Source organism: Pseudomonas fluorescens, assembly GCF_003732425.1.
Classification (GTDB): domain Bacteria; phylum Pseudomonadota; class Gammaproteobacteria; order Pseudomonadales; family Pseudomonadaceae; genus Aquipseudomonas; species Aquipseudomonas fluorescens_BE.
This window is the reverse complement of sequence record NZ_MOBX01000016.1, coordinates 509,450-533,626: the sequence shown is the minus strand read 5'-3', so window position 1 is coordinate 533,626 and position 24,177 is coordinate 509,450. Positions and strand designations below refer to the sequence as shown.

The following is a 24,177-nucleotide window of genomic DNA, read 5'->3' as shown; positions in this document are numbered from 1 at the left end:
CATGATCAACGTAGACCTGCAACAACTCATCCAGGCGCTGGACGCCGAAACCCGTCGTGATCTGGAACGTTCTGCCGAGCGTTGCGTGGCCCGTGGCGGCAGCAAGATCCTCGTCGAAGACTTGCTGCTCGGCCTGCTCGAGCGTCCGAACGGCTTGCTGTCGCGGGCACTGCAGGATGCAGACGTCGACGCCGGTGAACTGAGCGCCGCGCTGCAATCGCGCGTCGAGCACAGTGCATCGCGCAATCCGGTGTTTGCCCCGGAACTGGTGCAGTGGCTGCAAGACGCGCTGCTGGTAGCCAACCTCGAACTCGGTCAGACCCAGGTTGAAGATGCGGCGCTGATCCTCGCTCTGCTGCGCAATCCGATGCGTTATGCCGGCAGCCGCTATCAGCCGCTGCTCGCCAAGTTGAACATCGATCGCCTGAAAGAATTTGCCCTGTCGCAACAGGAGCAACCGGCAGCCAATGGCAAACCGGCCGCCCAGGGCGAATCGCTGCTGCAGCGCTTCACCCACAACCTGACGCAACAGGCCCGCGACGGCAAGCTCGACCCGGTGCTGTGCCGTGACGGCGCGATCCGTCAGATGGTCGATATCCTTGCCCGTCGCCGGAAAAACAACCCGATCGTGGTCGGTGAGGCCGGCGTCGGTAAAACCGCGATCGTCGAAGGCCTGGCTTCGCGCATCGCTGCCGGTGAAGTGCCGCAAGTGCTCAAAGGCGTTGAGCTGCTGTCGCTGGACATGGGCCTGTTGCAGGCCGGCGCCAGCGTCAAAGGTGAATTCGAACGTCGTCTCAAAGGCGTGATCGATGAAGTCAAAGCCTCGCCGAAGCCGATCATTCTGTTTATCGACGAAGCCCACACCCTGATCGGCGCAGGCGGCAATGCTGGCGGTTCCGACGCGGCCAACCTGCTGAAACCGGCACTGGCCCGTGGCGAACTGCGCACCATCGCCGCGACCACTTGGGCCGAGTACAAGAAATACTTCGAGAAAGACCCGGCCCTGGCCCGGCGTTTCCAACCGGTGCAACTGCACGAACCGACCGTCAGCGAAGCGGTGACCATCCTCCGTGGTCTGGCTCAGGTTTACGAGAAGAGCCACGGCATCTACCTGCGTGATGACGCGGTGGTCTCGGCGGCGGAATTGTCCGCGCGCTATCTGGCCGGTCGCCAGCTGCCGGACAAAGCCGTCGACGTGCTCGACACCGCCTGCGCCCGCGTACGCATCAGCCTCGCCGCCGCCCCGGAAAGCCTTGAGCGCCTGCGTGGCGAACTGGCCGAAGGTGGTCGTCAGCGTCAGGCGCTGCGTCGCGATGCCGAGGCCGGTCTGCTGATCGACCACGAAGCGCTGGAGGCACTGGAAGCGCGTCTGGACGAAGCCGAAACTGAAATGGTTGCGCTGGAAAGCCTGTGGACTGAGCAAAAGCAACTGGCTGAGCGCCTGCTGGAACTGCGTCAGCAACTGGCCAAGGCCCGTGAAGCCGCTGCCGTCGAGCCGACCGTCAGTGTTGAAGAAGACGCCGAAGGCACCGTGATCGAAACCATCGCCGCTGAAGTTGAAGAAGGCCAGAGCGTCGAAGCGCTGGAAGCCCAGCTCAACGAAACCCACAGCGCCCTGACCGCCGCACAAGTCAAAGAGCGGCTGGTCAGCTTCGAAGTCTGCCCGCGTTTGGTCGCCGAAGTGATCAGCGCCTGGACCGGCGTGCCGTTGGCGCAACTGGCCCGTGAGCACAACGCCAAAGTCGCCAGTTTCGCCACTGACCTGCGCACGCGCATCCGTGGTCAGGAACAAGCCGTGCACGCACTGGATCGCTCGATGCGCGCCACCGCTGCCGGCCTAAACAAACCTGACGCACCGGTCGGCGTGTTCTTGCTGGTCGGCCCGAGCGGCGTCGGTAAAACCGAAACTGCACTGGCCCTCGCTGACCTGCTGTACGGCGGCGATCGTTTCATCACCACCATCAACATGTCCGAATTCCAGGAGAAACACACCGTTTCTCGTCTGATCGGCGCGCCACCGGGTTATGTCGGTTACGGCGAGGGCGGCATGCTCACCGAAGCCGTGCGGCAGAAACCGTACTCGGTAGTGCTGCTCGATGAAGTCGAGAAGGCTGATCCGGACGTGCTCAACCTGTTCTACCAAATCTTCGACAAAGGCGTGGCCAACGACGGCGAAGGTCGCGAGATCGACTTCCGTAACACGTTGATCCTGATGACCTCGAACCTCGGTAGCGACAAGATCAGCGACCTCTGCGAAAACGGCGCACGGCCGACCGCCGAAGTCCTCGAAGAAACCATTCGCCCGGTACTGAGCAAGCACTTCAAACCGGCGCTGTTGGCGCGGATGAAAGTGGTGCCTTACTACCCGGTCGGCGGCCCGGTGCTGCGCGAGCTGATCGAGATCAAACTCGGTCGCCTCGGCGAGCGCCTGAATCGCCGTCAGCTGGATTTCAGCTGGTGCCAGAACCTCGTCGATCACCTGTCCGAGCGTTGCACGCAGAGCGACAGCGGCGCGCGCCTGATCGACCATTTGCTCGATCAGCATGTGCTGCCGCTGGTGGCTGACCGCTTGCTCGACGCCATGGCCACCGGTGAAAGCCTCAAGCGCGTGCATGCCACGCTCGACGGCGAAGCCAGCGTGACCTGCGAGTTCGCCTGAGGTGGGTGTGATGTTCACTCAGGTGCCGCAGCCACTGGTCTATGCCGAAGCGTTGCTGGCGCAGTTCGCCAGTCTGTCGCGGGCGGCGGACGGTGCTGCGTTGCTGGGTGACTTCGTGCGCGGTCTGGCCGAGCTGAGCGGTTGCGAATTGACGCAGCTGTATTTGCTCGATGCCACCCACACGTGCCTGGGAATGAACGCCGAATGCCTCGACGGCGCCTTGCAACCGCGTGAAGCGGCGAGCCTGCCGGCGGATTACAACGGTGAGCAACTGCTGCAATTCGCCCTGTGCCAGAACCGCGTGGTGTGCCTCGACGACTTGAGCGGCAGCCTGCACGAAACCAGTTTTCTGCCGGCGGCGGCTTCGCCGTGGCAGTCGCTGTTGTGCGTGCCGCTGGTCAATCAGCACAAGGCGGTTGAAGGCTTGCTGCTGTGCGCCAGCCGTCGTCGCACCCACCTGCAAGGCTTCGCCGATTCCCTCGGCCAGCTCGGCTCGTTCGTGCTGGGCCAATTGCATTTGCTGCAACGCCTGCGTCAGCCGTTGGCAGAGTCGGCAACGGTTGTGCGCAGCGTGCCGAGCATCAGTGGCTATGGCTTGATCGGCAAAAGCGCGGCGATGCGCCAGACCCACTCGCTGATCAGCAAAGTCCTGCACAGCCCCTACACCGTGCTGTTGCGCGGCGAAACCGGCACCGGCAAGGAAGTCGTCGCGCGGGCGATTCACGATTGCGGCCCGCGCCGCTCCCAGGCATTCATCGTGCAGAACTGTGCGGCGGTCCCGGAAAACCTGCTGGAAAGCGAGCTGTTCGGCTATCGCAAAGGCGCGTTCACCGGCGCCGATCGCGACCGCGCCGGCCTGTTTGATGCGGCCAATGGCGGCACGCTGCTGCTCGACGAGATCGGCGACATGCCGCTGTCGTTGCAAGCGAAGATCTTGCGCGTGTTGCAGGAAGGTGAGATTCGTCCACTGGGTTCCAACGACACCCATAAGATCGACGTACGCATCATCGCCGCGACCCACCGCGATTTGTCGACGCTGGTCAGTGAAGGCAAATTCCGCGAAGACTTGTACTACCGCCTCGCGCAATTCCCGATCGAGCTGCCGGCCCTGCGTCAGCGCGACGGCGACATCCTTGAACTGGCCCAGCACTTCGCCGAGAAGACTTGCACGTATTTGCAACGCGATCCGGTGCGTTGGTCGAGCGCGGCGCTGGAGCACCTGTCCGGCTACAACTTCCCCGGCAACGTGCGTGAACTCAAGGCATTGGTCGAGCGTGCGGTGTTGCTGTGCGAAGGCGGCGAGTTGCTCGCCGAGCATTTCTCCCTGCGCATGGAGCCGATGCCGGAAGACAACAGCCACCTGAATTTGCGCGAACGTCTCGAGCAGGTCGAACGCACGTTATTGCTCGATTGCCTGCGCAAAAACGACGGCAACCAGACCCTCGCCGCCCGCGAACTGGGCCTGCCGCGACGCACGCTGCTGTACCGCCTCGGCCGTCTGAATATCAATCTGGGTGACTTCGATGGCTGATCTCAAATTGATCGCTGCGGCGAGCCGCATTCCTGTGGCCAATGATTTGCTTAGGGCTTGCAGATTGCCTGTGGCGAGGGAGCTTGCTCCCGCTCGGCTGCGCAGCAGTCGTAACCCGGTGAGCACGGTTTCCCCGATGCACCGCAGTGACTGGTTTTGGGGCTGCTTCGCAGCCCAGCGGGAGCAAGCTCCCTCGCCACAGGTTGCTCCTTCACCACAGGAGGTGCGTACACCTCGGTGGTCTGGCTCAAGGCCCCGATGTAGAGCCTTCGAGAACACCTCAAAAACTCATTTCAGCGCCGCCCGCAAGGGTCGGCGCTTTGTGCTTTGTCTACACCTGGAGACCCTCTGATGTCTGTTCGTCACTGGCACGCTGTCCTGCTGACCCTCGTCGTTCTATGCGGCCTGGGCGGCTGTAGCGGCAATTACAAATTCAACGACAACGACTATCGCCCGTTGGGTGATCCGCAAGCGGTCAATCGCGGCAAGTGACCGCAAGGAGCATCAAACATGGAATTGGTTTTCGAAATGCTGAACACCAAGCAGTTCGTGCCCACCGAGTTGTGCCAGAAGACCTTTAAACAGGCTGGCGGCGTGATCGGGCGGGGCGAGGACTGCGACTGGATCATCCCTGACCGCAAGCGTCATCTGTCCAATCACCACGCGATTGTCAGCTACCGCGAAGGCACGTTCTTCCTCACCGACACCAGCAGCAACGGTGTCCAGGACGGTGACAGCGGCGCTCGTCTGCACAAGGGCGAACCGGTGCGCATCGAACACGGCAGCACCTACGTGCTGGGTGACTTCGAGATTCGCGCGCGGCTGGTGCGCGACCCGGCGACCTTCGACGGTGAAGTCGGTCGCCCGCGCGCGGCCGGCAGCATCATCCCTGACGACGCGTTCCTCGATCTCGATCCGCTCAATGCCCTTGAGCAGCAAGAGCGTGTGTACTCGGAAATCGACGAACTGCTGGCGCCGAACACCAAACCTGAAGACTCCCGTCAGCGTGCCGACTACGCGCGCATCGACATGGAAAGCCTGATGGTGCCGGAGCTGATTGCCGCTCCGGTCGAACCTGAGCCCGCTCCGGCGCCGAAAGCCGTTGAGCGTCAGAGCGAAGGTTTCTGGGAGCACTTCGGTGCGGCGCTGGGCGTCGACGTCAAAGGCCTCAGCCACGACGAGCGCGAAGCCCTGGCGCTGAACGCTGCGCGCTTGCTGCGCCAAAGCATCGGCGGTTTGCAGCAGAGCCTGCGCACCCGCTCGGAGCTGAAAAACGAACTGCGTCTGGCCCAGACCACCGTGCAAGGCACCAACAAGAATCCGCTGAAATTCGCCGTCGATCCGAGCGAAGCGCTGCAGATTCTGTTGCAGCCAAGCAAGCCCGGCCATCTGCCGGCCGAGCAAGCGATCTCCCGCGCGTTCCGCGATCTGCAGGCGCATCAAGTTGCACTGCTGACCGCCAGCCGCGCCGCCGTACGCGGCACGCTGGAGCATTTTTCGCCGGAACAACTGACCCTGCGTTTCGAGCGCGACAACAAGCCGTTGATCGCCACCTCGGGCGGGCGCTGGAGAGCGTTCGGTCGATATCACCAGGCGCTGCGTCAGGACGATGACTGGAGTGAGCGTCTGCTGGCCCGCGACTTCGCCCAGGCTTACGAAGAACAGATCCGCCTGATCTCCACCCTCCACACCGACCACCAAGGATGATGCGCATGTCTCGCCGCTCGACCGCTTTTTTCAAGACGCTGACTGCGCTCACCGTACTGGTGCTGCTCGCCGGTTGCTCGTCGCTGTCGCCGTACTCGAAAGTAACCAAGATCAACCTGAAGCTGACCGGCAGCGATCAGCTCAACCCGGACCTCAACGGTCGGCCGTCGCCGATCGTCGTGCGCCTGTTCGAACTCAAGCACCCGGTGACCTTCGAGAACGCTGACTTCTTCAGCCTCTACGAGCGCGCCAAGGAATCCCTCAACCCGGATCTGGTGGCCAGCGAAGAACTCGAACTGCGCCCGGGTGAAACCGTGGAAATGAAGCTCAAGGTGGAAGAGGGCAGCCTTTATGTTGGCGTTCTTGCCGCATACCGCGACTTGCCGGAAACCCAATGGCGCCACACGGTTCAGATCACTCCGCTGGAAGTCACCGAAGTCGATCTGACTCTGGACCAGACCGGCATCCGTAACACCCATCAAGTGCTCGCCAAGGCGGATGACTGAACATGAATACCCATAAAGTCATTTGGCAGGAAGGCATGCTGCTGCGGCCGCAGCACTTCCAGCACAACGATCGCTATTACGATCACCAGATGAAAACCCGCACTCAGTTGCTGGGTGGCTACACCTGGGGTTTTCTCAATCTGGAGATCGACCTGCAGTTCCTCAACATGGGCAAACTGGTGATCAGTGAAGCCTCGGGGATTCTGCCGGACGGCAGCCTGTTCGAACTCGGTGGCAACACCGAGCCGCTGGCCCTGGACGTACCGCCGAACACCGGCAACACGCCGATCTACCTGGCGTTGCCGCTGGTCACCGGTAACCACATCGAGTCGCGCCGTCCGGAGCAGTCCGACGTGCTCGCGCGTTACACCGCATATGACGCCGAAGTGGCCGACTCCAACGCCGGCGACGATTCCGCCAGCCAGGTCAGCTGCGGTCGCCCGGACTTCAAACTGTTGCTCGGCGAGCAACAGAGCGATCAGGCCTACGTAAAACTGAAGATCTGCGACGTACTCGACACCACGCCCGACGGCGTGATCAGCCTCGACCCGGACTTCGTGCCGACCTACATTCAGGCTCACGCCTCCAGCTACTTGCTGTCGTGCCTGAAAGAAGTCATCAGCATGCTCAGCCACCGTGGCGACACGATTGCCGAGCGGATTCGCTCCAATGGCAAGGTCGGTGGTGCGGAAGTCGGCGACTTCATGATGCTGCAACTGATCAACCGCACCGAACTGCTGCTGCGCCACTACCTCGGCCTGGAGCAGGTACACCCGGAAGAGTTGTACCGCACGCTGCTGACCATGCTTGGCGATCTGGCGACCTTCTCCGGCGAGAGCAAACGTCCGCGTCTGGACAGTCGCTACTCCCACGCCGATCAGGGTGGGAGCTTCCGCAAACTGATGGAAGCGATTCGTCAGGTGCTGTCGATGGTGCTCGAACAGCACGCCATCGAACTGATCCTGCAAGCGCGTCAGTACGGCATCATCGTCTCGCCGTTGCACGACCACAAATTGCTCGGCTCGGCGTCGTTCGTGCTGGCGGCCAGTGCCAACTGCGACTCCGAAGAACTGCGCCACCGCTTGCCGGCGCACCTCAAGGTCGGCCCGGTGGAGCGCATCCGCCAACTGGTCAACCTGCACTTGCCGGGGATCAAGGTCAAACCGTTGCCGGTGGCCCCGCGGCAGATCGCGTTCCATTCGAACAAAACCTATTTCATCCTCGAACTCAGTTCCGAAGACCTGGCACAACTCGAGCGCTCCGGCGGTTTCGCGTTCCACGTGTCCGGCGAATTCGCCGAGCTTGAACTGAAATTCTGGGCCATCAGGAACTGACCGACATGATCAAGGAAACGGATTACAACCAGGACGACAAAACCGTCCTGCTCGATCGTCAGGGCCACGGACCGGCATCGAGTCCGCTGACCGACTTCGCCGCGCCACCGCGTTTCGAGCAACTGGAAGAACGCATGATCTACGCCGCGCGCCTGCGCCCGGCGGAAGCGTTCAACATCAGTCTCAATTCGCTGGTGGCGGCCTCGTCCGAGCTGCTTTCGGAAGTGGTGCGTCTCAAGCACAGCGAAACCCGCGAAGACTTGTACGCACTCAACGAGCGTCTGACTGCCGGGCTGAAATTGTTTGAAGTACGCGCCCTGCACAACGGCGCCGAAAGCAGCCAGGTAATGGCTGCGCGTTACGTGCTCTGCACCGTGGTCGACGAAGCTGTCGTGACCACGCCGTGGGGCAACGAAAGCGAATGGTCGCAGATGAGCCTGCTGAGCAGCTTCCACAACGAGACCTTTGGTGGCGAGAAGTTCTTCCAGTTGCTCGATCGACTGTCGAAGAACCCGGTCAAGCACCTGCCGATGCTCGAGCTGATGTACCTGTGCCTGTCCCTCGGTTTCGAGGGCAAGTACCGCGTCCAGGCACGCGGCATGCTCGAGCTTGAAGGCATCCGTGACGCCCTGTACCGGCAGATCCGTCAGTTGCGTGGCGACGTGCCGCGCGAGTTGTCGCCGCACTGGGAAGGCTTGAACGATCAGCGTCGCAACCTGGTGCGCATCGTGCCGGCGTGGATGGTGGTGTTGTTCACTTTTGTCTGCCTGGTGGTGATGTATTCGGGCTTCGCCTGGGTCTTGGGCGAGCAGCGCGACACCGTTCTGCAACCTTATCAGCCGCTTGATCCGGCCGCGGTGCAACCGCAGTCGCAGCCGTAAACAGGGACGTGTGATGAAAAAGTTTTTCAAGAAAGTCGGCGCCTTCCTGCGCCAGACCTGGGTCTGGACCTTGCTGCTGGTGCTGTTCGTGGCGCTGCTGGTGTGGTTCGTCGGCCCGTTGTTGGCGGTTGATGATTACAAGTTCTGGGAGAGCGCGACCTCACGTCTGCTGACCATCAGCGTGCTGTTCCTGATCTGGGGCCTGACCATGGTCTTCGTCAGCTGGCGCGCGGGTATCCGCAAGAAAGCCGAGGAAGAAAGCGAGGACGGCCAGGACCGCATTCGCCGCGAAGAGCTGATCGACGAAGAACAGAAGGAGTTGAAGGCGCGCTTCAAAGACGCCCTGAAAACCCTGAAGACGTCGAGCCTGTATCGCGGCCGCAGCGAGCGCTGGCGCAATGACTTGCCGTGGTACTTGTTGATCGGTCCGCAGGCTTCCGGCAAGACCAGCTTGCTGGACTTTTCCGGTCTGGAATTCCCGATCAACAAGATCGACCGCAAGCTGACCCGCGACACCCTCGGCACCCGTCATTGCGACTGGTACTTCGCCGACCATGGTGTGCTGATCGACACCGCCGGGCGCTACATGACCCAGCCTGACGCGGAAGTCGACGGCAGCGCCTGGACGACACTGCTGGAACTGCTGCGCAAGCGTCGTCGCGGGCGTCCATTGAACGGCGTGCTGGTGACCATTCCGGTGGAAACCCTGCTCGGCGGCAGTGAGCAGGACATCGACACCCTCGCGCGTCAGGTTCGCGGCCGTCTGCAAGACGTGCATCAGAAACTGCACGTCGACGTGCCGGTGTATCTGGTCCTGAGCAAGGCTGACAAGCTGCTGGGCTTCGACGAGTTCTTCGATCAACTGACCCGCGAGGAAAGTGATCAGGTACTCGGCACCAGTTTCCGCAAGGACCAGGTCGGCACTGACGTTGCTGTGCTGCGCAACGAGTTCGAAGAACTGCTGCGCCGTCTCAACAGCCAAGTGATCATGCGCATGCACTCCGAGCGCGACACTCAGCGCCGTGGCCGCATCCTCGACTTCCCGCATCAACTGGGGCAGATCGGCGAGCGCCTGTGCCTGTTCGTCGACATGGCGTTCACTGGCAACCGTTATCAGCGTGCCACGCAATTGCGTGGTTTCTACCTGACCAGCGCGCCGCACCTGACCCAAGAGATGGATGCGACCACCGCCGGCATCGGCGCCAGCCTCGGCATGAGCGCCGGCGTGCTGCCGACCCTGCGCAGCGGTCGTTCGCGGTTCATCCATCACTTGTTCAGCCAAGTGATTTTCCCCGAAGCCGATCTGGCCGGTCTGGACAAGCGTGAGCGCAGCCGCATCCATTGGGGCCAGCGTGCGCTGTATGTCGGCGCACTGGCCTCGCTGGCACTGTTTGGCATGCTCTGGGCGGGCGGTTTCTCGGCGAACTACGAGCGTCTGGAAAACCTGCGCAATCTGGCGCAGAACTGGACGCAGCAACGCACGGCTTTGTCGCCGCGCGATGACGCCATGGGCGTGCTGAAAACCCTCGACACCAGCTACGCCGCGACCCAGGTGTTCCCGAAGAAGGGCGACGTTTCCTACCACGAGCGTGGTGGTCTGTATCAGGGTGAAGACGTCAACCCAGTGGTCAAAGAGGCTTACGAGCGCGAGCTTGAAAAGCAGCTGCTGCCACGGGTTGCGACCATGCTCGAAGGGCAGATCCGCGCCAACATGAAGGACCGCGACCGCCTGCTCAACAGCCTGCGCGCGTACCTGATGCTGAACATGAAAGACCGTCGCGATGCCGCGTGGCTCAAGGACTGGGTCGCCACTGACTGGTCAACGCGCTACACCGGCAACACCGCCGTGCAGAACGGTCTGAATGCGCACCTCGATCGCTTGCTGAAGCAGCCGTTTATCTACCCGCTGAACGACCAGTTGGTCACTCAGGCGCGTCAGGTACTGCGCAGCGAATCGTTGGCCACCGTGGTTTACCGCATGCTCCGTGAGCAAGCGCGCAACCTGCCGGACTATCGTTTCAGCCAACACCTCGGCCCACAAGGCTCGCTGTTTATCGGCACCGAATACGTGATCCCGGGCTTCTACACGCAATCCGGTTATCAGCAGTATTTCTCGGTACAGGGTTCGGCGCTGGTCACCGACATCCTGCGTGACAACTGGGTGCTGGGTGAAGGCGCGGGCATCAGCGACATGGACTTGCGTCGCCTGATGGTCGAGCTGGAGCAGCTGTACTTCCGCGACTACGCCAACTACTGGAGTGAAGCCGTCGGCCAGGTTGCATTGCCGCCAATCAGCGATGCTGGTGAAGGCGCTGAGCAACTGGCAGGCCTGACCTCGGCGAATTCGCCGGTGCTGGCCTTGCTCACCGAAGTGCGCGAGAACACGCGCTTCCAGGCTGCTGCAGACCCTGTCGAAGAAGCTGGCGACGCTGCTGATGCGCTGGCTGGGCAGAAAGGCAAACTGGGTAAGGTTGGCAAACTTGCAGCCGCCGCAGCGGACAAGGCTTCGGCCCTGAACGTGGCGAAGACCCTGCCAGACACCGCGAAGAAATCGCTGCAACGTCGCTTCGAACCGCTGCATCGTTTGCTCGATGACAACAACGGCCCGGCTGCAGATCTGACCCCTGCACTGAGCGCGCTCAACGACCTGCAACTGCAACTGGCCGGTCTGGCCCGTTCCAGCACGCCGGAACAAGCCGCGTTCGAAATGGCGAAAACCCGCATGAGCGGCCAGCGTGATGCGCTGACCAACCTGCGCAATGCGTCTAGCCGTCTGCCGCGTCCGCTCAGCGTGTGGTTCAACGTGCTGGCCGAAGACTCCTGGCGTCTGGTGCTCAACGATGCCTACCAATACCTGAACGGTCGTTATCAGAACGAGCTGTACAGCGTGTATGGCAAAACCATCAGCAAGCGTTACCCGTTCAGCGCCAGCAGCACCAGCGACGTGGCGATCAGCGATTTCCGCGAGTTCTTCCGCGCTCAAGGCACCGTCGACCGCTTCTTCGACAGCTACCTGCGTCCGTTCGTCAGCGGTGATCCGGGCAACTACCGCATGCGCAGCGTCGACGGTCACAGCCTGCCGGTATCGAAGATGTATCTCGACCAGATGGCGGCGGCGCTGACGATTCGTCAGAGCTTCTTCTCGATCAACCCGGCCGAGCCGACCGTGCAGTTCAAACTGGAGCCGTACACCCTCGACCCGGCCGTCAGCCGTTCCGAGTTCAAGTTCGGCGACAAGACCATGGAATACCGCCACGGTCCGATCCTGCCAATGTCGTTCAAATGGCCGACCGATGCTGAAGACGGTCGCACCAGTCTGGTCATGGACAAAATGGCCGGGCGCCCGATCGGCATCGAGAAGAACTCCGGCCCGTGGTCGCTGTTCCGTTTGTTCGACCTGATGCAGACCGAGTACCTGACCGGTCGCGACGTGCTGGTGCTGAAAGCCGATGTGGGTGGCCTGCGCGCCAACTACCTGCTGACCAGCCAGCGCACGCCGAACCCGTTCGACATGGGCGTGCTGCGCACCTTCCGTATGCCGGTGCAGCTCTGATGCTGGTGGCCAGTGCCTGGCGCAGCGCGGCGCGTACCGACCCGGGCAAGGTGCGGGCGCGCAACGAAGATGCCTTCCTCGACTCGCCACAGCAGGGGCTGTGGGTGGTCGCGGATGGCATGGGCGGTCATCAGGGGGGCGACATCGCCAGCCAGTTGATCGTCGCCAGCCTGGCTGAACTGCCGCAGCACGAAGACTTCGACGAACGCCTCAAAGCCATTCGCCAGTGCCTGCACTGGCTGAACCGGCGTTTGGGGCAAGAGTTGACCGTCACCGCCGGACGTCACGACAGCATCATGGGCAGCACCGTCGTCGCGCTGCTGGTGGAAGGCAATCGTGCGGCCTGCATCTGGGCCGGTGATAGCCGTTGCTACATGTGGCGCGGGCAGCGGCTGTATCAGCTGTCCAAGGATCATTCGCTGCAACAGCAATTGATCGACGAACAGCAAATGAGCGTCGAACAAGCGGCAGCGCACCCAGCGGCTCAGGCCTTGACCCGAGCCGTCGGCGCTGCCGAAACACTGACCCTGGATGTGCTGGAACTCGAGGTCTATCCGGGCGATGCGTTTTTGCTCTGCAGCGATGGTTTGTATCAAGGCCTGAGCAGCGATGCCCTCGGCAACGCCCTCAGCCTCAGCGCGCCGCACGTGGCGCTGGAACGTTTGTTCGACGGCGCCCTGCGTGGCGCCGCGCGCGACAACCTGACAGCCGTGGTGATCCGCCAATGACCAAAATCGAATCACCCATCGATGACTTGCTGATGAGCGAAGAACAGGCCAACAACCTGACCTACTTCGCCTTCGCCAAGGAAAACAAAGCAGAGCCGTTGCTGGCGCCGACCAAGGCCAGCATCGGAGCACTGCCGGATGTACTCGCCGGTCGCTACCACCTCGAGCGCCTGCTCGGGGCCGGTGGCATGGGCGCCGTTTACCGGGCGCGGGATCTGCTGCACGAACAGTTCGGCGATCCCGACCCTTACATCGCGCTGAAAATCCTCAGCGAAGAATTTGCCGAATCGCCGGACGCCAGTGCCTTGCTCTACAGCGAGTTCGCCCTGACCCGACGCCTGCGCCACGACAACGTCGTGCGTGCACACACCTTTGAAGTCGACACCGACTGCCAGCGGGCCTTCATCACCATGGAATACATGCGTGGCCTGACCCTGGACAAATTGCTCTGCGAGCGGCCCCTCGGCCTGCCGTGGAAAGAAACGCGCGACATCGCGCTGCCGCTGCTCGACACGCTGGCCTACGCCCACGGTCGCGGCGTGCTGCACGGTGACATGAAACCGAGCAACGTCATGCTCAGCGAAGACGGCCTGCGCCTGTTCGACTTCGGTCTCGGCCAGGCAGACGAGGGCGTGCTGCCCGGTCTGCCGCACCTGAGCCGCGAGCGTTTCAACGCCTGGACCCCGGGCTACGCCGCCCCCGAACTGCTTGAGGGCCAACCGTTGTCGGCCAGCGCGGACGTGTACGGCGTGGCCTGCGTGATCTATGAACTGGCGAGCGGCAAACACCCGTTCCGCCGCTTGCCCTCGACCCAGGCCCGCGACGAGCACCTGGAGCGCGAGCTGCATGCGCCGGCGAACTTACCGAAACACGGCTGGCCAGCGCTGCGAACCGCGCTGAGCTTCGACCCGGCAGAGCGCACCATCACTGCCCAACAATTGCGTGACGCCTTGGGCGCCACTTCGTCTTGGCTGCAACGGTTGCGACTTCGGGCGTAACGGACGACATTCGAACAGGGAGCACTTTATGTTCAACCCAGCTAACGAAACCCACTTCAGCCTCAAGGTCGAAGACTACGTCGGCGACCTGCAAGTACTGTCGTTCACCGGCACCGAAGGCATCAGCCAGCCGTATCGCTTCGACCTCGAACTGGTCAGCGAAAACCCTGACCTGGACCTCGAACAACTGCTGCACAAGCAAGCCTTTCTCGCATTCGATCCGCAAGGCTCAGGCATTCACGGCCAGATCTACCGCGTTGCCCAAGGCGATGCCGGCAAGCGCCTGACCCGCTACAAAGTGTCGATGGTGCCGCAACTGCAATACCTGCATCACCGCACTAACCAGCGCATTTACCAACAGATGTCGGCGCCGAAAATCATCGCGCTGATCCTCGACGAACACGGGATAAAGGGCAACGCCTACAGCTTCCAGCTCAGCCAGCCGTGCCCGGATCGCGACTACTGCGTGCAGTACGACGAAACCGACCTGCACTTCGTCCAGCGTCTGTGCGAAGAGGAAGGCATTCACTACCACTTCCAGCACAGCGAAAAAGGCCACCTGCTGGTGTTCGGCGACGATCAGACCGTGTTCCCCGACCTCGGCCAGCCGACCGCGTACGTGCAAGGCAGCGGCATGGTCGCCGAAGAACCGGTGATCAAAGGCTTCAAACTGCGCCTGGAAACCCGCACCAGCCGCACCACGCGCCGTGACTACGACTTCGAAAAACCGCGCCTGCAAATGGAAGCGGCGTACAAACCTGAAGGCGAGAGCACCGAGCCGGATCTGGAAGACTACGACTACCCCGGCCGCTTCATCGACCGCGCGCGCGGCAAGTTCCTCAGCCAGCGCGCCCTCGAACGCCACCGCGCCGACTACCGCCAGGCCGAAGGTCGCGGCGACCAGACCAAACTGGTCAGCGGCCACTTCATGGCCATGTCCGACCACCCGCGCAGCGAGTGGAACGACCTGTGGCTGCTCACCGAAATCTTCCACGAAGGCAAACAGCCGCAAGTCCTCGAAGAAGGCGTGACCAGCGACACCACCGACAACAAGGACGACTTCCACCAGGGCTACCGCAACACCTTCCTCGCCACCCCGTGGGACGTGTTCTACCGCCCGGCCCTCGAACACCCGAAACCACGCGTACTCGGCAGCCAGACCGCCATGGTCACCGGCCCCAAAGGCGAAGAAATCCACTGCGACCAGTACGGCCGCATCAAAGTGCAATTCCACTGGGACCGCGAAGGCCTCGCCGACGACAAAACCAGCTGCTGGCTGCGCGTCTCCAGCTCCTGGGCCGGCGACCGCTACGGCGCCATCAGCATCCCGCGCATCGGCATGGAAGTCCTCGTCACCTTCCTCGAAGGCGACCCCGACCAACCGCTGGTGACCGGCTGCCTGTACCACAAGGAAAACCCGGTGCCGTATGCACTGCCGGCGAACAAGACTCGCAGTGTGTTCAAAACCCTCAGCTCACCGGGTGGTGGCGGCTATAACGAACTGCGCATTGAAGACAAGAAAGGTGCGGAGCAGATCTACATTCATGCGCAGCGCGATTGGGATGAAAACGTTGAGCATGACCAGAAGATTCGGGTCGGTAATGAACGTCACGACACGGTGGTGAAGAACACCTACACCGAGCTGAAGGCTGAAGAACACCGCACCACGATTTCCGACCGTAAGGTTGAAGCGAAGCTGGATGATCACCTCACGGTTGGGCAGAACCAGCATGTGAAGTTGGGCACGGCGCAGCTGACCAGCGTGGGGAAAGAGATTCACCTCAAGGCTGGGGACAAGATCGTTATTGAGGCGGGGACGGAGCTGACCATTCTTGGGGGTGGGAGCTTTATCAAGCTCGATGGCGGTGGGGTTACGGTGGTTGGGCCGGTGATCAAGATCAATGCGGGTGGCTCGGCTGGGTCGGGTACTGGCATCGGGATTAAACCGCCGGTGCTGCCGGGGGCGGCGGATAAGGATAAGGCGGGGAGTTTGATGGATCAGGCGTTGTTGAATGCGCCGCCTGAGAAAGTTAAACCGAAGGCTTTTTTTGTGTTTTCCGAGTGATCGACATGAATCGTGTTTTGAAGAAGAGCAATGGCATCGCGATAGCGGTTTTCACCGCGTCGCTGTTGAGCCTGTTTCATGGCAGCGCTTATGCGGATGAATGTCCGTCCGAGGACTTTTCCCAGTTTCTGCCGGCGTTTTCTGCGAATGCTGAAACTCAGCAGCGGTTGACTGCGATGACGGTGAAGTCGCTGGTTTTGAAACCTACCGGGGAGAGCGGAAATTTTGATCCGCAAACGACGGGGGTTAAGAGCTCGACGTTGGCATTTCCACTGATGGCACCCGTAGCCACAGAAAAGACCGAAGGTGTCGAAGTCGAAGCGGTTGACGACAGTCATTTCAACGTTGTTGATAAGCGTGCAGGTAACAGCAACATCAAAATCTTTAACTTTTCTCGCCAAGCGTGTTGGGTTCTAGAGGGAGTTGAGGACTGGTCGATTAGTGAGAAAAATCTTGTTGTGGCAAGTACCCCGACCATGAACACGGCCGAGAATTTTTGTTATCAGCGCGCGCAAGCCTTCGCTGGGCTAGGTGGGCTGGAGCAGTATCGGCTGACCGGCGAGCTGTTTGTGGCTGCGCTGGAAAACTATGTGTGCGCTGCTGCTTCTGGAGACCCACAAGCAAGTTTGAGTGCTGCGGGCCTGAGTCTTTCCGGCATGGCACCACAGTTGGAAACGGAAAAAGTTGAGGCGTTTTTCAAGGCTGCCGCGACAACGCTTGCCGACGGTGCAGCCTCGCTTTCGACTTTTTATTGCTATGGGAACAACCCTGTACCTGAAGGACGTTGCCAACACCCAGAACAAGCCGAAAAGGAGCTTATTCGCGCCGCCTCAATGGGTTCGGTCGATGCGATGAATTACTTGGGTTACTCGTTTGAAAAAGGGCAGCTCGTTACTAAAGACATTTCCAGAGCGCTTGCCTGCTATCGCCTCGCCGCTGACAAGGGTAACGACACCGCTGCCGGAAATTTGAAACGTTTAAACGCGCAAAACGCTGCTTCTATCAAGACCAGCTATTGCTATTAATTTGCAGGATGCACAAATGTCCGAACCACTCGATTTAAGAAATCAGTACACCGGCGGTGATTACGTCTACCTGATGGGGGGCAATGGCACCCAAACCAATGCTGCGGGGAAAAAACTGATCGATTGCTCCCATATGGTGAATCTTCTGCTCACTGGCGCGGGCTACGAGATTGAGTATGAGGAGACGAGAGCTATGAATGCCTCCTCTCGCTTTTACACCGTGGTGCCACCGACAGAGGTCAAGAAAGGGGACATTGCTCTTTGGATTGACATCCTTCCTCTAACGGGAGGCAATCGTCGCCTGTTTCATACCGGCATTGTCATGGAGTACAACGCAGAGACGGGCCAGGGAAAAATTTTTGGTGCTCAGACCACTAACGGACCTTCGGAAGCGTTCTTTGGGCGGAACCCACCTGCATACTACTGGCCTGTTCCAACAAAGTTTTTAAGGGCTAAGGAGGAGTATCGGACAGGTGCCGCGCCAGCCCCGGCCCCGGCCCCAGCGGCTGCCCCTGCCCCGGCAGGACCTGCGCCCTTGATGAACTTTCAATATCCGTTCAGAAAAGGTGACGGTAAGCAGTTCACCGACGCGGAGGAGGTTTACAAAGCTCTCGAGGGCGAAACTGCTGGCAACTACCTGCTGGGCAGCAACAAGTTCTGGCACGGTGGTATACACATCAGCAATGCCAGCGCTCCCCAGTGCATCTTGAACGAACCGATCCGCTGCATGGCCGACGGCGAGGTGGTGGCCTATCGACTTAACGAAGACTATCTAGAGTCTACGTTCGGCGAAAACGAGAAAAAACTGAAGTATTCCAATTCCTTCTGTCTGGTGCGACATGAGTACTGCACTGCGCCAAACCCAGAAGAAGGTACGAATAAAGGTAAGCAAAACAAGCTGAATTTTTATAGCTTGTACATGCATCTTCTGCCCTTCAAGCGTTATCCCCTAACGGAAGAAGAAACTCCGAAGCCGCAAGTGACCATGAAAGTAAGTGACTTCAACGCTTACGATGATTTCCCCGAAACCAACAGTATTCAGAATGTTGGCAAGCTTGTTGCTGGGACTAAGCTTGAGATATTGGATCAGAAGGATGTAGTCAACGTTACCTATGCGAAAGGGAAAATCCTGTCCGGTAGCGTGAAAAAAAATGGTCACAAAGTTCGCCAAGCTGGCAAAGAGGTCTGGTTCGCTTATTTGAAAGATGGTGAGCCCTACAAGAACTCCAAACCTGCCCGGATATGGTTGGCAGACCCGATCCCGGAGCGCCTAAAGCCAAAGTATTGGCAAGGCAAAGTTAAGGGTACTGCATTGAAGAGATTGGATATTTATCAAGATCCAGTCTCAGCCCAAAATGGGCAACCTTCAGGGGCCAAAATGGGGACATTACAACTTACCCCGCAAAGTGTCTTGGAGTTTGAGAGTAAGGACGTTTTGAATCTCAACGTCTCGGGGACAATTCGTCGAATGGCGAAATGCACGAGCAGCGGTAGCGTTGCTGGGAACGGAAACCTTCCTCCTAGTTTTTGGGCAATCGTAGAAAATGAGTATGTTGCTTGGGATGTAATCCCTACTAATTTTGACGCGGTCGTGCCCGCCAGTATAGGAATTAAGGCTGGTGATCCGATCGGATATCTTGGACAGACGCAAAATCTTACCGGAGAGGATGGCGGTGTTTCGAGCAAATATCAGGTTCACGTCGAGATATTCACCGCAGAATCTAATGTAATAGAGTTTTTGGAAAACACCGCTGGCCTGAAAATCGGGAAAAAGTATCTGCATCTATTGGCAGGGGCAGAGCTCAAGAAAAGAGCTCCGGCGACAGGTTCCACGCAGCTAAAAAAAGAGCATGCGATCGAATTGACAAAGGCACCACTGATAAAAGAAGGTGGGGAGGATTACTATCAAGTTAGCGTAGTGGAAGATGGACTGCTGGTGGCAGGATTAATAAAAAAAATAGGGGCAGAAATAATCACTCAGCATGACTGGAGGAAGTTAGGGTTTCATGTTGTCGAAGAGTTGAATTCCACTGCGGATGGATTCCTCGATCCTGATGCCATGCCGCAATTTTTCAAAGATCTCTTCGCTAAAATGGATACCAACCATGATGGAGATGTTGATCCGGGGGAGCTTGCTGAAGCATTGAAAAATGCAGAGACAAGAGAAAGTTGGGCGAAGCTCATTGCTCATCATCCTACAGAATGGAAAAGCAAAGCAGATGCTGCTAAATGGAGCCGACTTGATGAACTGCTAGAGGACGCTCCAAAAACGTTAAAGCACGAAAAGGAAAGGATCACAAAGTATGTTTTTTGGGATGATCTGATTGGCAAGGCTAGTGTGAGTACGGATTTGATTTGGCATTTTCATCCAATTGAGATGCTGAGTAATTTCATGAGTCGTTCTAATCTTATTGATGTCGATCGGTTTGTTGCTATGTATGCCGAGCAGCACGCTTCATTTCAACCTGGGGCGCCAGATCTCTCTCCTGCATCTAAGTCTAATCTTCGTCTGATAGTTGAAAATATTAATAAATATATAGATAAGACGAAAGATGTTTATACGATATATGAATGGTCTTATATGTTTGCAACTGCTCGTCACGAAGCTTATCAATTTATGATTCCTGAGTACTTCAGTGCTGCTCCGGAATATGGCGATGCTTCATATTTTGATAAATATGATCCGGTGCTTGCGGATACACCTGTACGCAGACAAACTGCGGTAGAAAATGGCAATACGGTACAGGGTGATGGTTTCAAGTATCGTGGTCGTGGTCTTGTCCATCTGACTTGGAAGAAAAATTACCAGAAAGCGAAGGACTATTTTGGTATTGACTTTGTTGGCAATCCCGATGAGGCCGCCGGTTTTGAGAACTCGATTCCAATTATGATTTGGGGGATGAAAGAAGGTATATTTACAGGTAAGAAGCTTGGTGATTATATCAATAACACCACAAAAGATTATGAGGGTGCTCGTAGGATAATAAATGGGTCTGACCAGAAAGTTTTAATTGCAAGTTATGCTGTAAAATTTGAAGCTATATTAAGAGCCACTTCCAATGCGCCGGAGACGAAATAAATATGACGCTTAAAATTCGGGCTGCCATGGCTGTCGTTGCTTTAGTAATGACTAATGTGGTGTTGGCAAATCAAGATGATGTTTACTTTGCTGATTCGAAGAATAAGTTTTTAAATGTAACCTGGGCAAATGGTAGCAAAAAAATTGAAGGTGTCGTTGGTAGTGAGGGAGAAAACGTTAGAGAACTTGTAGATTTTAACGGTGGTAAGGCGCTGCATTATGAAAATTTGGCATCGCGCTCGCCTTTTGAAGCATATTTCACTTTGAGCAGGAACGAAAATCAGATTTTAGTAGATTGCATTTATGCAAGTATTAGAAATGAGCAAAACGGAATTCTGATTAATAAGGCTGTGTGTGGATTGAGTCGCCCTCTGGTAGAGGGGTATGAAGATACAGTGTATGAATTTTCAGATCAGTGGAAAAGTGAGACTGCCAGTGTTTCTATAGCGCCGGTTTTGAAAATACCCCCAATGTCGCTAGAGGTAAAAGAAGCGGAAATCGGCAGTGCGGAGTTGTTTCGCATTTATAAAGACAAAAAAGATTTGAGTACTTCAGTTCCGAAGGTAATTCTAAGGAGTGGGGCTGGGAAATACTCGTTTGGTTCAAGTCTTGTATTTTCTGTTTATAATGTAGGTGCGCTGACGGCTCCCGTTTATCTAGATGTTTCAATTGATGGCTTAGCGAAAAAGTTTGTCAGATACGATCGTGGCGCCGTAGAAAAATTATTCTGATATCGATGGTGGCAACTTTATCCACGGATAGGTTGAGATAACATGGAGCGGTTTTTTTGAGCGCTCCTCGTGAATTCATTGCTTTTCAATTCATGAGAATATATTTGTTAAGGAATGCTGATATGCAGAGGGAGGTTAGTCAATGGTAAAGGATACGGATTTATTTGTTGCGCTCGACCGCTTTGAATTTGGTTGAGAACTTAAATAGATCTGGCCCGTTTGTCGGTTCTGACTCTATCTTCTGTCGCAGGCCCTTTCAGAATTGAACGGATCACTGAGTTTTTTACGGACGCCAAGGAATGCAGATTTTCAGATTCAGCCTCATTTTTTTACTTTCAATACTGTCGCCTGTGGTCATGGCTGAGGGCACGATGATTGCCACCATCCTTCAGGCCGACTTTTCCAAGGATCCGGAAGTCCGGTTGCTTGTCAGAGTCGTTGATGTGGGTGGCGGTTCGGATACCCCTTCAATGGCGGTTCGTAATCAATGCCTGGAGAGGAGGGCGTCCGCAGAAAGTCCTGGGCCGGATCCGTGCTTTTCGATAGAGATCACTGAGAGCAAAAAGCAACGGGCCATTGTTCGGCAAACGCTATTGAATGATCCTCAGCGCACAACCGACCCTATCTATTTGGAAATTGTTTATCGCTCGGAGGTCAGCGTGAGCGATCCGACGAATCACCATCAGCGATCCGCCACACTGAAGATCGAAGAAAACGGCCTCTACAATTGGAACAATGAGAGCGAACAGGCATTGGCGGACGTCGAGTGGTTTCCCTCGGGAAATGGTGTTCTTGATCTGATGGTTCCTGACGCGGATGCATTGCTGAATTCTGTATATCGGGATCGTATGGGTCGGCTGGACGAAAGCGGTCAGAAAGCACTGAGGGAAACTCAAAGAGCCTGGATGAAATTTCGAGATGCGGAGTGCCAGGCCGACCCGAAATTGCATAAATCAGTTTTCGGTGAGTGGTCCGATGCCTGCCTAATTCGCGCGACGATAGAGCGTGCTCGCCAATTGGCTTTGGCACCGGACAAGAGCAGACGTTGAAACGGACAAGCCAGTGCATTCGCGCGAAAGCGTCGACTTGGATGAGCATGAACAAACTTTTCTTTCTCTTTTTTGCGCTATTTCCTTTAGGCGCTCAAAGCGCAGTCACCACCGAATCACTTTGCTTCGAACTATCCCAATCGAGCCCGGTAAAGCTCGAACTCCGTACCTACTACGACGAAGCCAGCAAATGGTCTGGTGGTTTCGTGAAGTACGCCAAATCAAGTGAGCCCATTTCCATTGTGTTGACGGATTCTCAGAATGAAGTCCTCGATCCGGACGCGCCTTGGCAGCACACCAGAACTTGGTCCGAAATCGTCAATGGCAAGGTCACGGGGACTTATGAGTTGATGACTCAAGGTTCGCAGATCGTCTCGATGTCTTACACGAAGCGGTCCAACGGTAAGGCTTATAGCTTCGGAATCAGCACCAGCATCGACTCCTCTCTCGAGTCCGGATGCAAGTGGGAGTAGGGCAGTACATGCGATTCAAAACTCTGGCGGTATCGCTGCTCGGCCTGATGTGGACGATCCCAGCGTTAGCCCAAACCACCACGTTCAGTCCAACCAAAGGCGTCGACGCGACGCTGGTTCTCGAAGGCTTCAAGCTGAACATCGCGGTTAAAAGCGAAACGCACAGCGAGTCGCGAACAATCGATTTTGAAGCCGAAAACGAACTCCATGTGCAGTTCGATGATTTCAATTTCGACGGCGCCCAGGATTTCGCGGTCTGGCAACTCGAGGACGGCATGGGCACTTACCACTACTACCGGGTGTTCATTTACCAAGTCAAAACCGGCACCTTCGAAGAGTTGCAGCCGGATTGCGGCGATGGCTTCGTTAACCTGCGCGTCGACAAAAAAACGTAAAGCGTTGCTCAGCACTTACTGGGAAATGAACCTACCCAAGCAATGCATCACCCGATTCACCAAACGCAAAACCTGAATGACTCAAGGATGAACACAGTGAACCGTTTTGTTTTAACCCTGCTGGCCGTACTGCTGCCCGCTTCAGCGGCCTATGCGCAGGACGACTGCAGCGATGTCACCTCAAGCCTAGAAATGGTGCCGTGCTCGGAGGCGGCGAAGAAGGCTGCCGATGCGCAATTGAACGTCAGCTACAAGCAGTTGATGACGCGGCTTGAGTCTGACTATCGAACAGATCCGGCGTTGGGCGCGGAGTACGCGGCGAAGGTCAAGGAGTCGCAACGTGCGTGGCTGAAATTGCGCGATGCGAACTGTCCGTTGGAGGCGTTCGAGATCGAGGCGGGGATGCCGGCGCATGTGTTCGCCGTCAACTCGTGCATCGCCAGAATGAGTCGTGAGCGTTCGGCGTATCTGGACAAGATTACGCCGGAACAGTCCGCGCATCTATCCGATAAAGGCAATGCCAGCGACGCTTGCCCATCCGAGGATTTCTTACCGTTCCTGGCAGTATTTTCTGCCGATATAGAAGCACAGCGCCGGCTCACTGCGCTTACCGTCAAATCGTTGGTGTTAAAGCCAAAGTCCGAGCCGGGTCGTTTCGAACCGGTGACCACGGGCGAGAAGGGGGCTGGGTTGGTTTATCCGTTGATGGCGCCTATCGAGTCTCGTAAAACCCCGGGTGTTGTGATTTGGGAATACGACGACAGCCACTCCACTGTTGTGGATCGACGCGCCGGCTGGAGCAATGTCAAAGCCTTCAATTTTTCCCGTCAGGCGTGCTGGGTGCTTGAAGGCGTTGAAGACTGGTCTATTCGCGAGAAAGACCTGGTCGCGGCCAGTACGCCGACGATGAGCAAGGAAGAGAGTTACTGTTTCCAGCGTGCCGAGGCGTTCGAAGCATTGGGTGCACCGGAGGACCAGCCTCGCACCGTTGAGTTGTTTGAGGCCACGCTAGAAAACTTGTTATGTGCAGCGCACTCCGGGGACCCACTCGCCAGTTATAAAGCAGCTGTTTTGAGCCTCTCGGGCATGGCGCCGCAGGTGCCGACGGATACTTTGGAGTCACTATTCAAAGCAGCGGCCACTGCGTTGCCGAACGGTGCGATGGGACTTTCCGAGTTTTACTGCGATGGCAATGAACTAACATCAGACGGCCCCTGCAAAAATCCTGCGCTTGCAGAGCAAGCACTGATGGGCGCCGTGAAAATGGGCAATGCCAACGCGATCAGCAAGTTGGCATCTACCTTCGCGAGCGGCGAATGGGGTACCAAAGATCCATCCCGAGCCATGGCCTGTTACCAAATGGCCCTCGCGAAGGGTAGTGAAGGCGCGAGTTTTGGTTTGGAACACTTGAAGAAAAACTCCACCACACCAATCAAACCCAGCTACTGCTACTGACAACTCCC

Annotated in this window: 18 protein-coding genes; all 18 read left to right on the top strand. The window is 57.7% G+C overall.

The window, feature by feature from the left end:
• Position 1 precedes the first annotated feature (1 nt).
• The gene (gene tssH / locus BK670_RS28165; protein ID WP_123454696.1) at positions 2-2,659 is read left to right on the top strand and encodes a type VI secretion system ATPase TssH; all 2,658 of its coding nucleotides are present in this window, start codon (positions 2-4) and stop codon (positions 2,657-2,659) included.
• Between the two features lie 10 nt (positions 2,660-2,669).
• The gene (locus BK670_RS28160; protein ID WP_123454694.1) at positions 2,670-4,190 is read left to right on the top strand and encodes a sigma-54 interaction domain-containing protein; all 1,521 of its coding nucleotides are present in this window, start codon (positions 2,670-2,672) and stop codon (positions 4,188-4,190) included.
• Positions 4,191-4,541: 351 nt separating this feature from the next.
• Positions 4,542-4,682: a hypothetical protein gene (locus BK670_RS28150; RefSeq protein WP_003229566.1), complete on the top strand. Its 141-nt coding sequence runs from the start codon at positions 4,542-4,544 to the stop codon at positions 4,680-4,682.
• Between the two features lie 18 nt (positions 4,683-4,700).
• On the top strand, positions 4,701-5,897 hold the full coding sequence (tagH, locus tag BK670_RS28145) for a type VI secretion system-associated FHA domain protein TagH (RefSeq protein ID WP_123454690.1): 1,197 nt from the start codon (positions 4,701-4,703) through the stop codon (positions 5,895-5,897).
• Positions 5,898-5,902: 5 nt separating this feature from the next.
• Positions 5,903-6,403, top strand: a complete 501-nt coding sequence (gene tssJ / locus BK670_RS28140) for a type VI secretion system lipoprotein TssJ (protein WP_123454688.1) — start codon at positions 5,903-5,905, stop codon at positions 6,401-6,403.
• A gap of 2 nt (positions 6,404-6,405) precedes the next feature.
• Positions 6,406-7,737, top strand: a complete 1,332-nt coding sequence (tssK, locus tag BK670_RS28135) for a type VI secretion system baseplate subunit TssK (RefSeq protein ID WP_064389585.1) — start codon at positions 6,406-6,408, stop codon at positions 7,735-7,737.
• Positions 7,738-7,742: 5 nt separating this feature from the next.
• Positions 7,743-8,618, top strand: coding sequence for a type IVB secretion system protein IcmH/DotU (gene icmH, locus BK670_RS28130; protein ID WP_016985783.1), 876 nt, complete (start codon positions 7,743-7,745; stop codon positions 8,616-8,618).
• Between the two features lie 13 nt (positions 8,619-8,631).
• Positions 8,632-12,171, top strand: coding sequence for a type VI secretion system membrane subunit TssM (gene tssM, locus BK670_RS28125; RefSeq protein WP_123454686.1), 3,540 nt, complete (start codon positions 8,632-8,634; stop codon positions 12,169-12,171).
• A complete protein-coding gene (locus BK670_RS28120; protein ID WP_007920303.1) occupies positions 12,171-12,899 on the top strand; it encodes a PP2C family protein-serine/threonine phosphatase in 729 nt (242 codons plus the stop codon). Before tssM ends, BK670_RS28120 begins: the two co-directional genes overlap by 1 nt.
• Entirely contained in the window at positions 12,896-13,897 is a 1,002-nt protein-coding gene (locus tag BK670_RS28115; protein ID WP_123454684.1) for a serine/threonine-protein kinase, read from the top strand. Before BK670_RS28120 ends, BK670_RS28115 begins: the two co-directional genes overlap by 4 nt.
• 28 nt (positions 13,898-13,925) lie before the next feature.
• Entirely contained in the window at positions 13,926-15,962 is a 2,037-nt protein-coding gene (locus BK670_RS28110) for a type VI secretion system Vgr family protein (RefSeq protein ID WP_123454682.1), read from the top strand.
• A 5-nt stretch (positions 15,963-15,967) separates the two neighbouring features.
• Positions 15,968-16,987, top strand: a complete 1,020-nt coding sequence (locus BK670_RS28105; RefSeq protein ID WP_123454680.1) for a tetratricopeptide repeat protein — start codon at positions 15,968-15,970, stop codon at positions 16,985-16,987.
• Positions 16,988-17,003: 16 nt separating this feature from the next.
• Positions 17,004-20,066 (top strand): hypothetical protein, encoded by a 3,063-nt coding sequence (locus BK670_RS28100; protein WP_185036837.1) that lies wholly within the window; start codon positions 17,004-17,006, stop codon positions 20,064-20,066.
• A 2-nt stretch (positions 20,067-20,068) separates the two neighbouring features.
• Positions 20,069-20,797, top strand: a complete 729-nt coding sequence (locus tag BK670_RS28095) for a hypothetical protein (protein ID WP_123454678.1) — start codon at positions 20,069-20,071, stop codon at positions 20,795-20,797.
• 299 nt (positions 20,798-21,096) lie between these two features.
• On the top strand, positions 21,097-21,846 hold the full coding sequence (locus tag BK670_RS28090) for a lysozyme inhibitor LprI family protein (RefSeq protein WP_259697601.1): 750 nt from the start codon (positions 21,097-21,099) through the stop codon (positions 21,844-21,846).
• 47 nt (positions 21,847-21,893) lie between these two features.
• Positions 21,894-22,319 carry a hypothetical protein gene (locus tag BK670_RS28085; RefSeq protein ID WP_123455143.1) on the top strand — a complete coding sequence of 142 codons (426 nt, stop codon included), beginning with the start codon at positions 21,894-21,896 and terminating at the stop codon, positions 22,317-22,319.
• Positions 22,320-22,327: 8 nt separating this feature from the next.
• On the top strand, positions 22,328-22,714 hold the full coding sequence (locus tag BK670_RS28080) for an XAC2610-related protein (RefSeq protein WP_259697600.1): 387 nt from the start codon (positions 22,328-22,330) through the stop codon (positions 22,712-22,714).
• Between the two features lie 96 nt (positions 22,715-22,810).
• Positions 22,811-24,169, top strand: coding sequence for a lysozyme inhibitor LprI family protein (locus BK670_RS28075; protein ID WP_123455141.1), 1,359 nt, complete (start codon positions 22,811-22,813; stop codon positions 24,167-24,169).
• Positions 24,170-24,177 lie beyond the last annotated feature (8 nt).

Bases quoted from the DNA above. Each gene is read 5' to 3' on its own strand.
- BK670_RS28095 (WP_123454678.1), top strand. From the start codon at position 20,069: ATGACGCTTAAAATTCGGGCTGCCATGGCTGTCGTTGCTTTAGTAATG.
- BK670_RS28105 (WP_123454680.1), top strand. From the start codon at position 15,968: ATGAATCGTGTTTTGAAGAAGAGCAATGGCATCGCGATAGCGGTTTTC.
- BK670_RS28080 (WP_259697600.1), top strand. From the start codon at position 22,328: ATGCGATTCAAAACTCTGGCGGTATCGCTGCTCGGCCTGATGTGGACG.
- tssH (WP_123454696.1), top strand. From the start codon at position 2: ATGATCAACGTAGACCTGCAACAACTCATCCAGGCGCTGGACGCCGAA.
- BK670_RS28120 (WP_007920303.1), top strand. From the start codon at position 12,171: ATGCTGGTGGCCAGTGCCTGGCGCAGCGCGGCGCGTACCGACCCGGGC.
- tssJ (WP_123454688.1), top strand. From the start codon at position 5,903: ATGTCTCGCCGCTCGACCGCTTTTTTCAAGACGCTGACTGCGCTCACC.
- tagH (WP_123454690.1), top strand. From the start codon at position 4,701: ATGGAATTGGTTTTCGAAATGCTGAACACCAAGCAGTTCGTGCCCACC.
- BK670_RS28085 (WP_123455143.1), top strand. From the start codon at position 21,894: ATGAACAAACTTTTCTTTCTCTTTTTTGCGCTATTTCCTTTAGGCGCT.
- BK670_RS28115 (WP_123454684.1), top strand. From the start codon at position 12,896: ATGACCAAAATCGAATCACCCATCGATGACTTGCTGATGAGCGAAGAA.
- tssK (WP_064389585.1), top strand. From the start codon at position 6,406: ATGAATACCCATAAAGTCATTTGGCAGGAAGGCATGCTGCTGCGGCCG.
- BK670_RS28150 (WP_003229566.1), top strand. From the start codon at position 4,542: ATGTCTGTTCGTCACTGGCACGCTGTCCTGCTGACCCTCGTCGTTCTA.
- icmH (WP_016985783.1), top strand. From the start codon at position 7,743: ATGATCAAGGAAACGGATTACAACCAGGACGACAAAACCGTCCTGCTC.
- BK670_RS28110 (WP_123454682.1), top strand. From the start codon at position 13,926: ATGTTCAACCCAGCTAACGAAACCCACTTCAGCCTCAAGGTCGAAGAC.
- BK670_RS28090 (WP_259697601.1), top strand. From the start codon at position 21,097: ATGCAGATTTTCAGATTCAGCCTCATTTTTTTACTTTCAATACTGTCG.
- BK670_RS28160 (WP_123454694.1), top strand. From the start codon at position 2,670: ATGTTCACTCAGGTGCCGCAGCCACTGGTCTATGCCGAAGCGTTGCTG.
- BK670_RS28100 (WP_185036837.1), top strand. From the start codon at position 17,004: ATGTCCGAACCACTCGATTTAAGAAATCAGTACACCGGCGGTGATTAC.
- tssM (WP_123454686.1), top strand. From the start codon at position 8,632: ATGAAAAAGTTTTTCAAGAAAGTCGGCGCCTTCCTGCGCCAGACCTGG.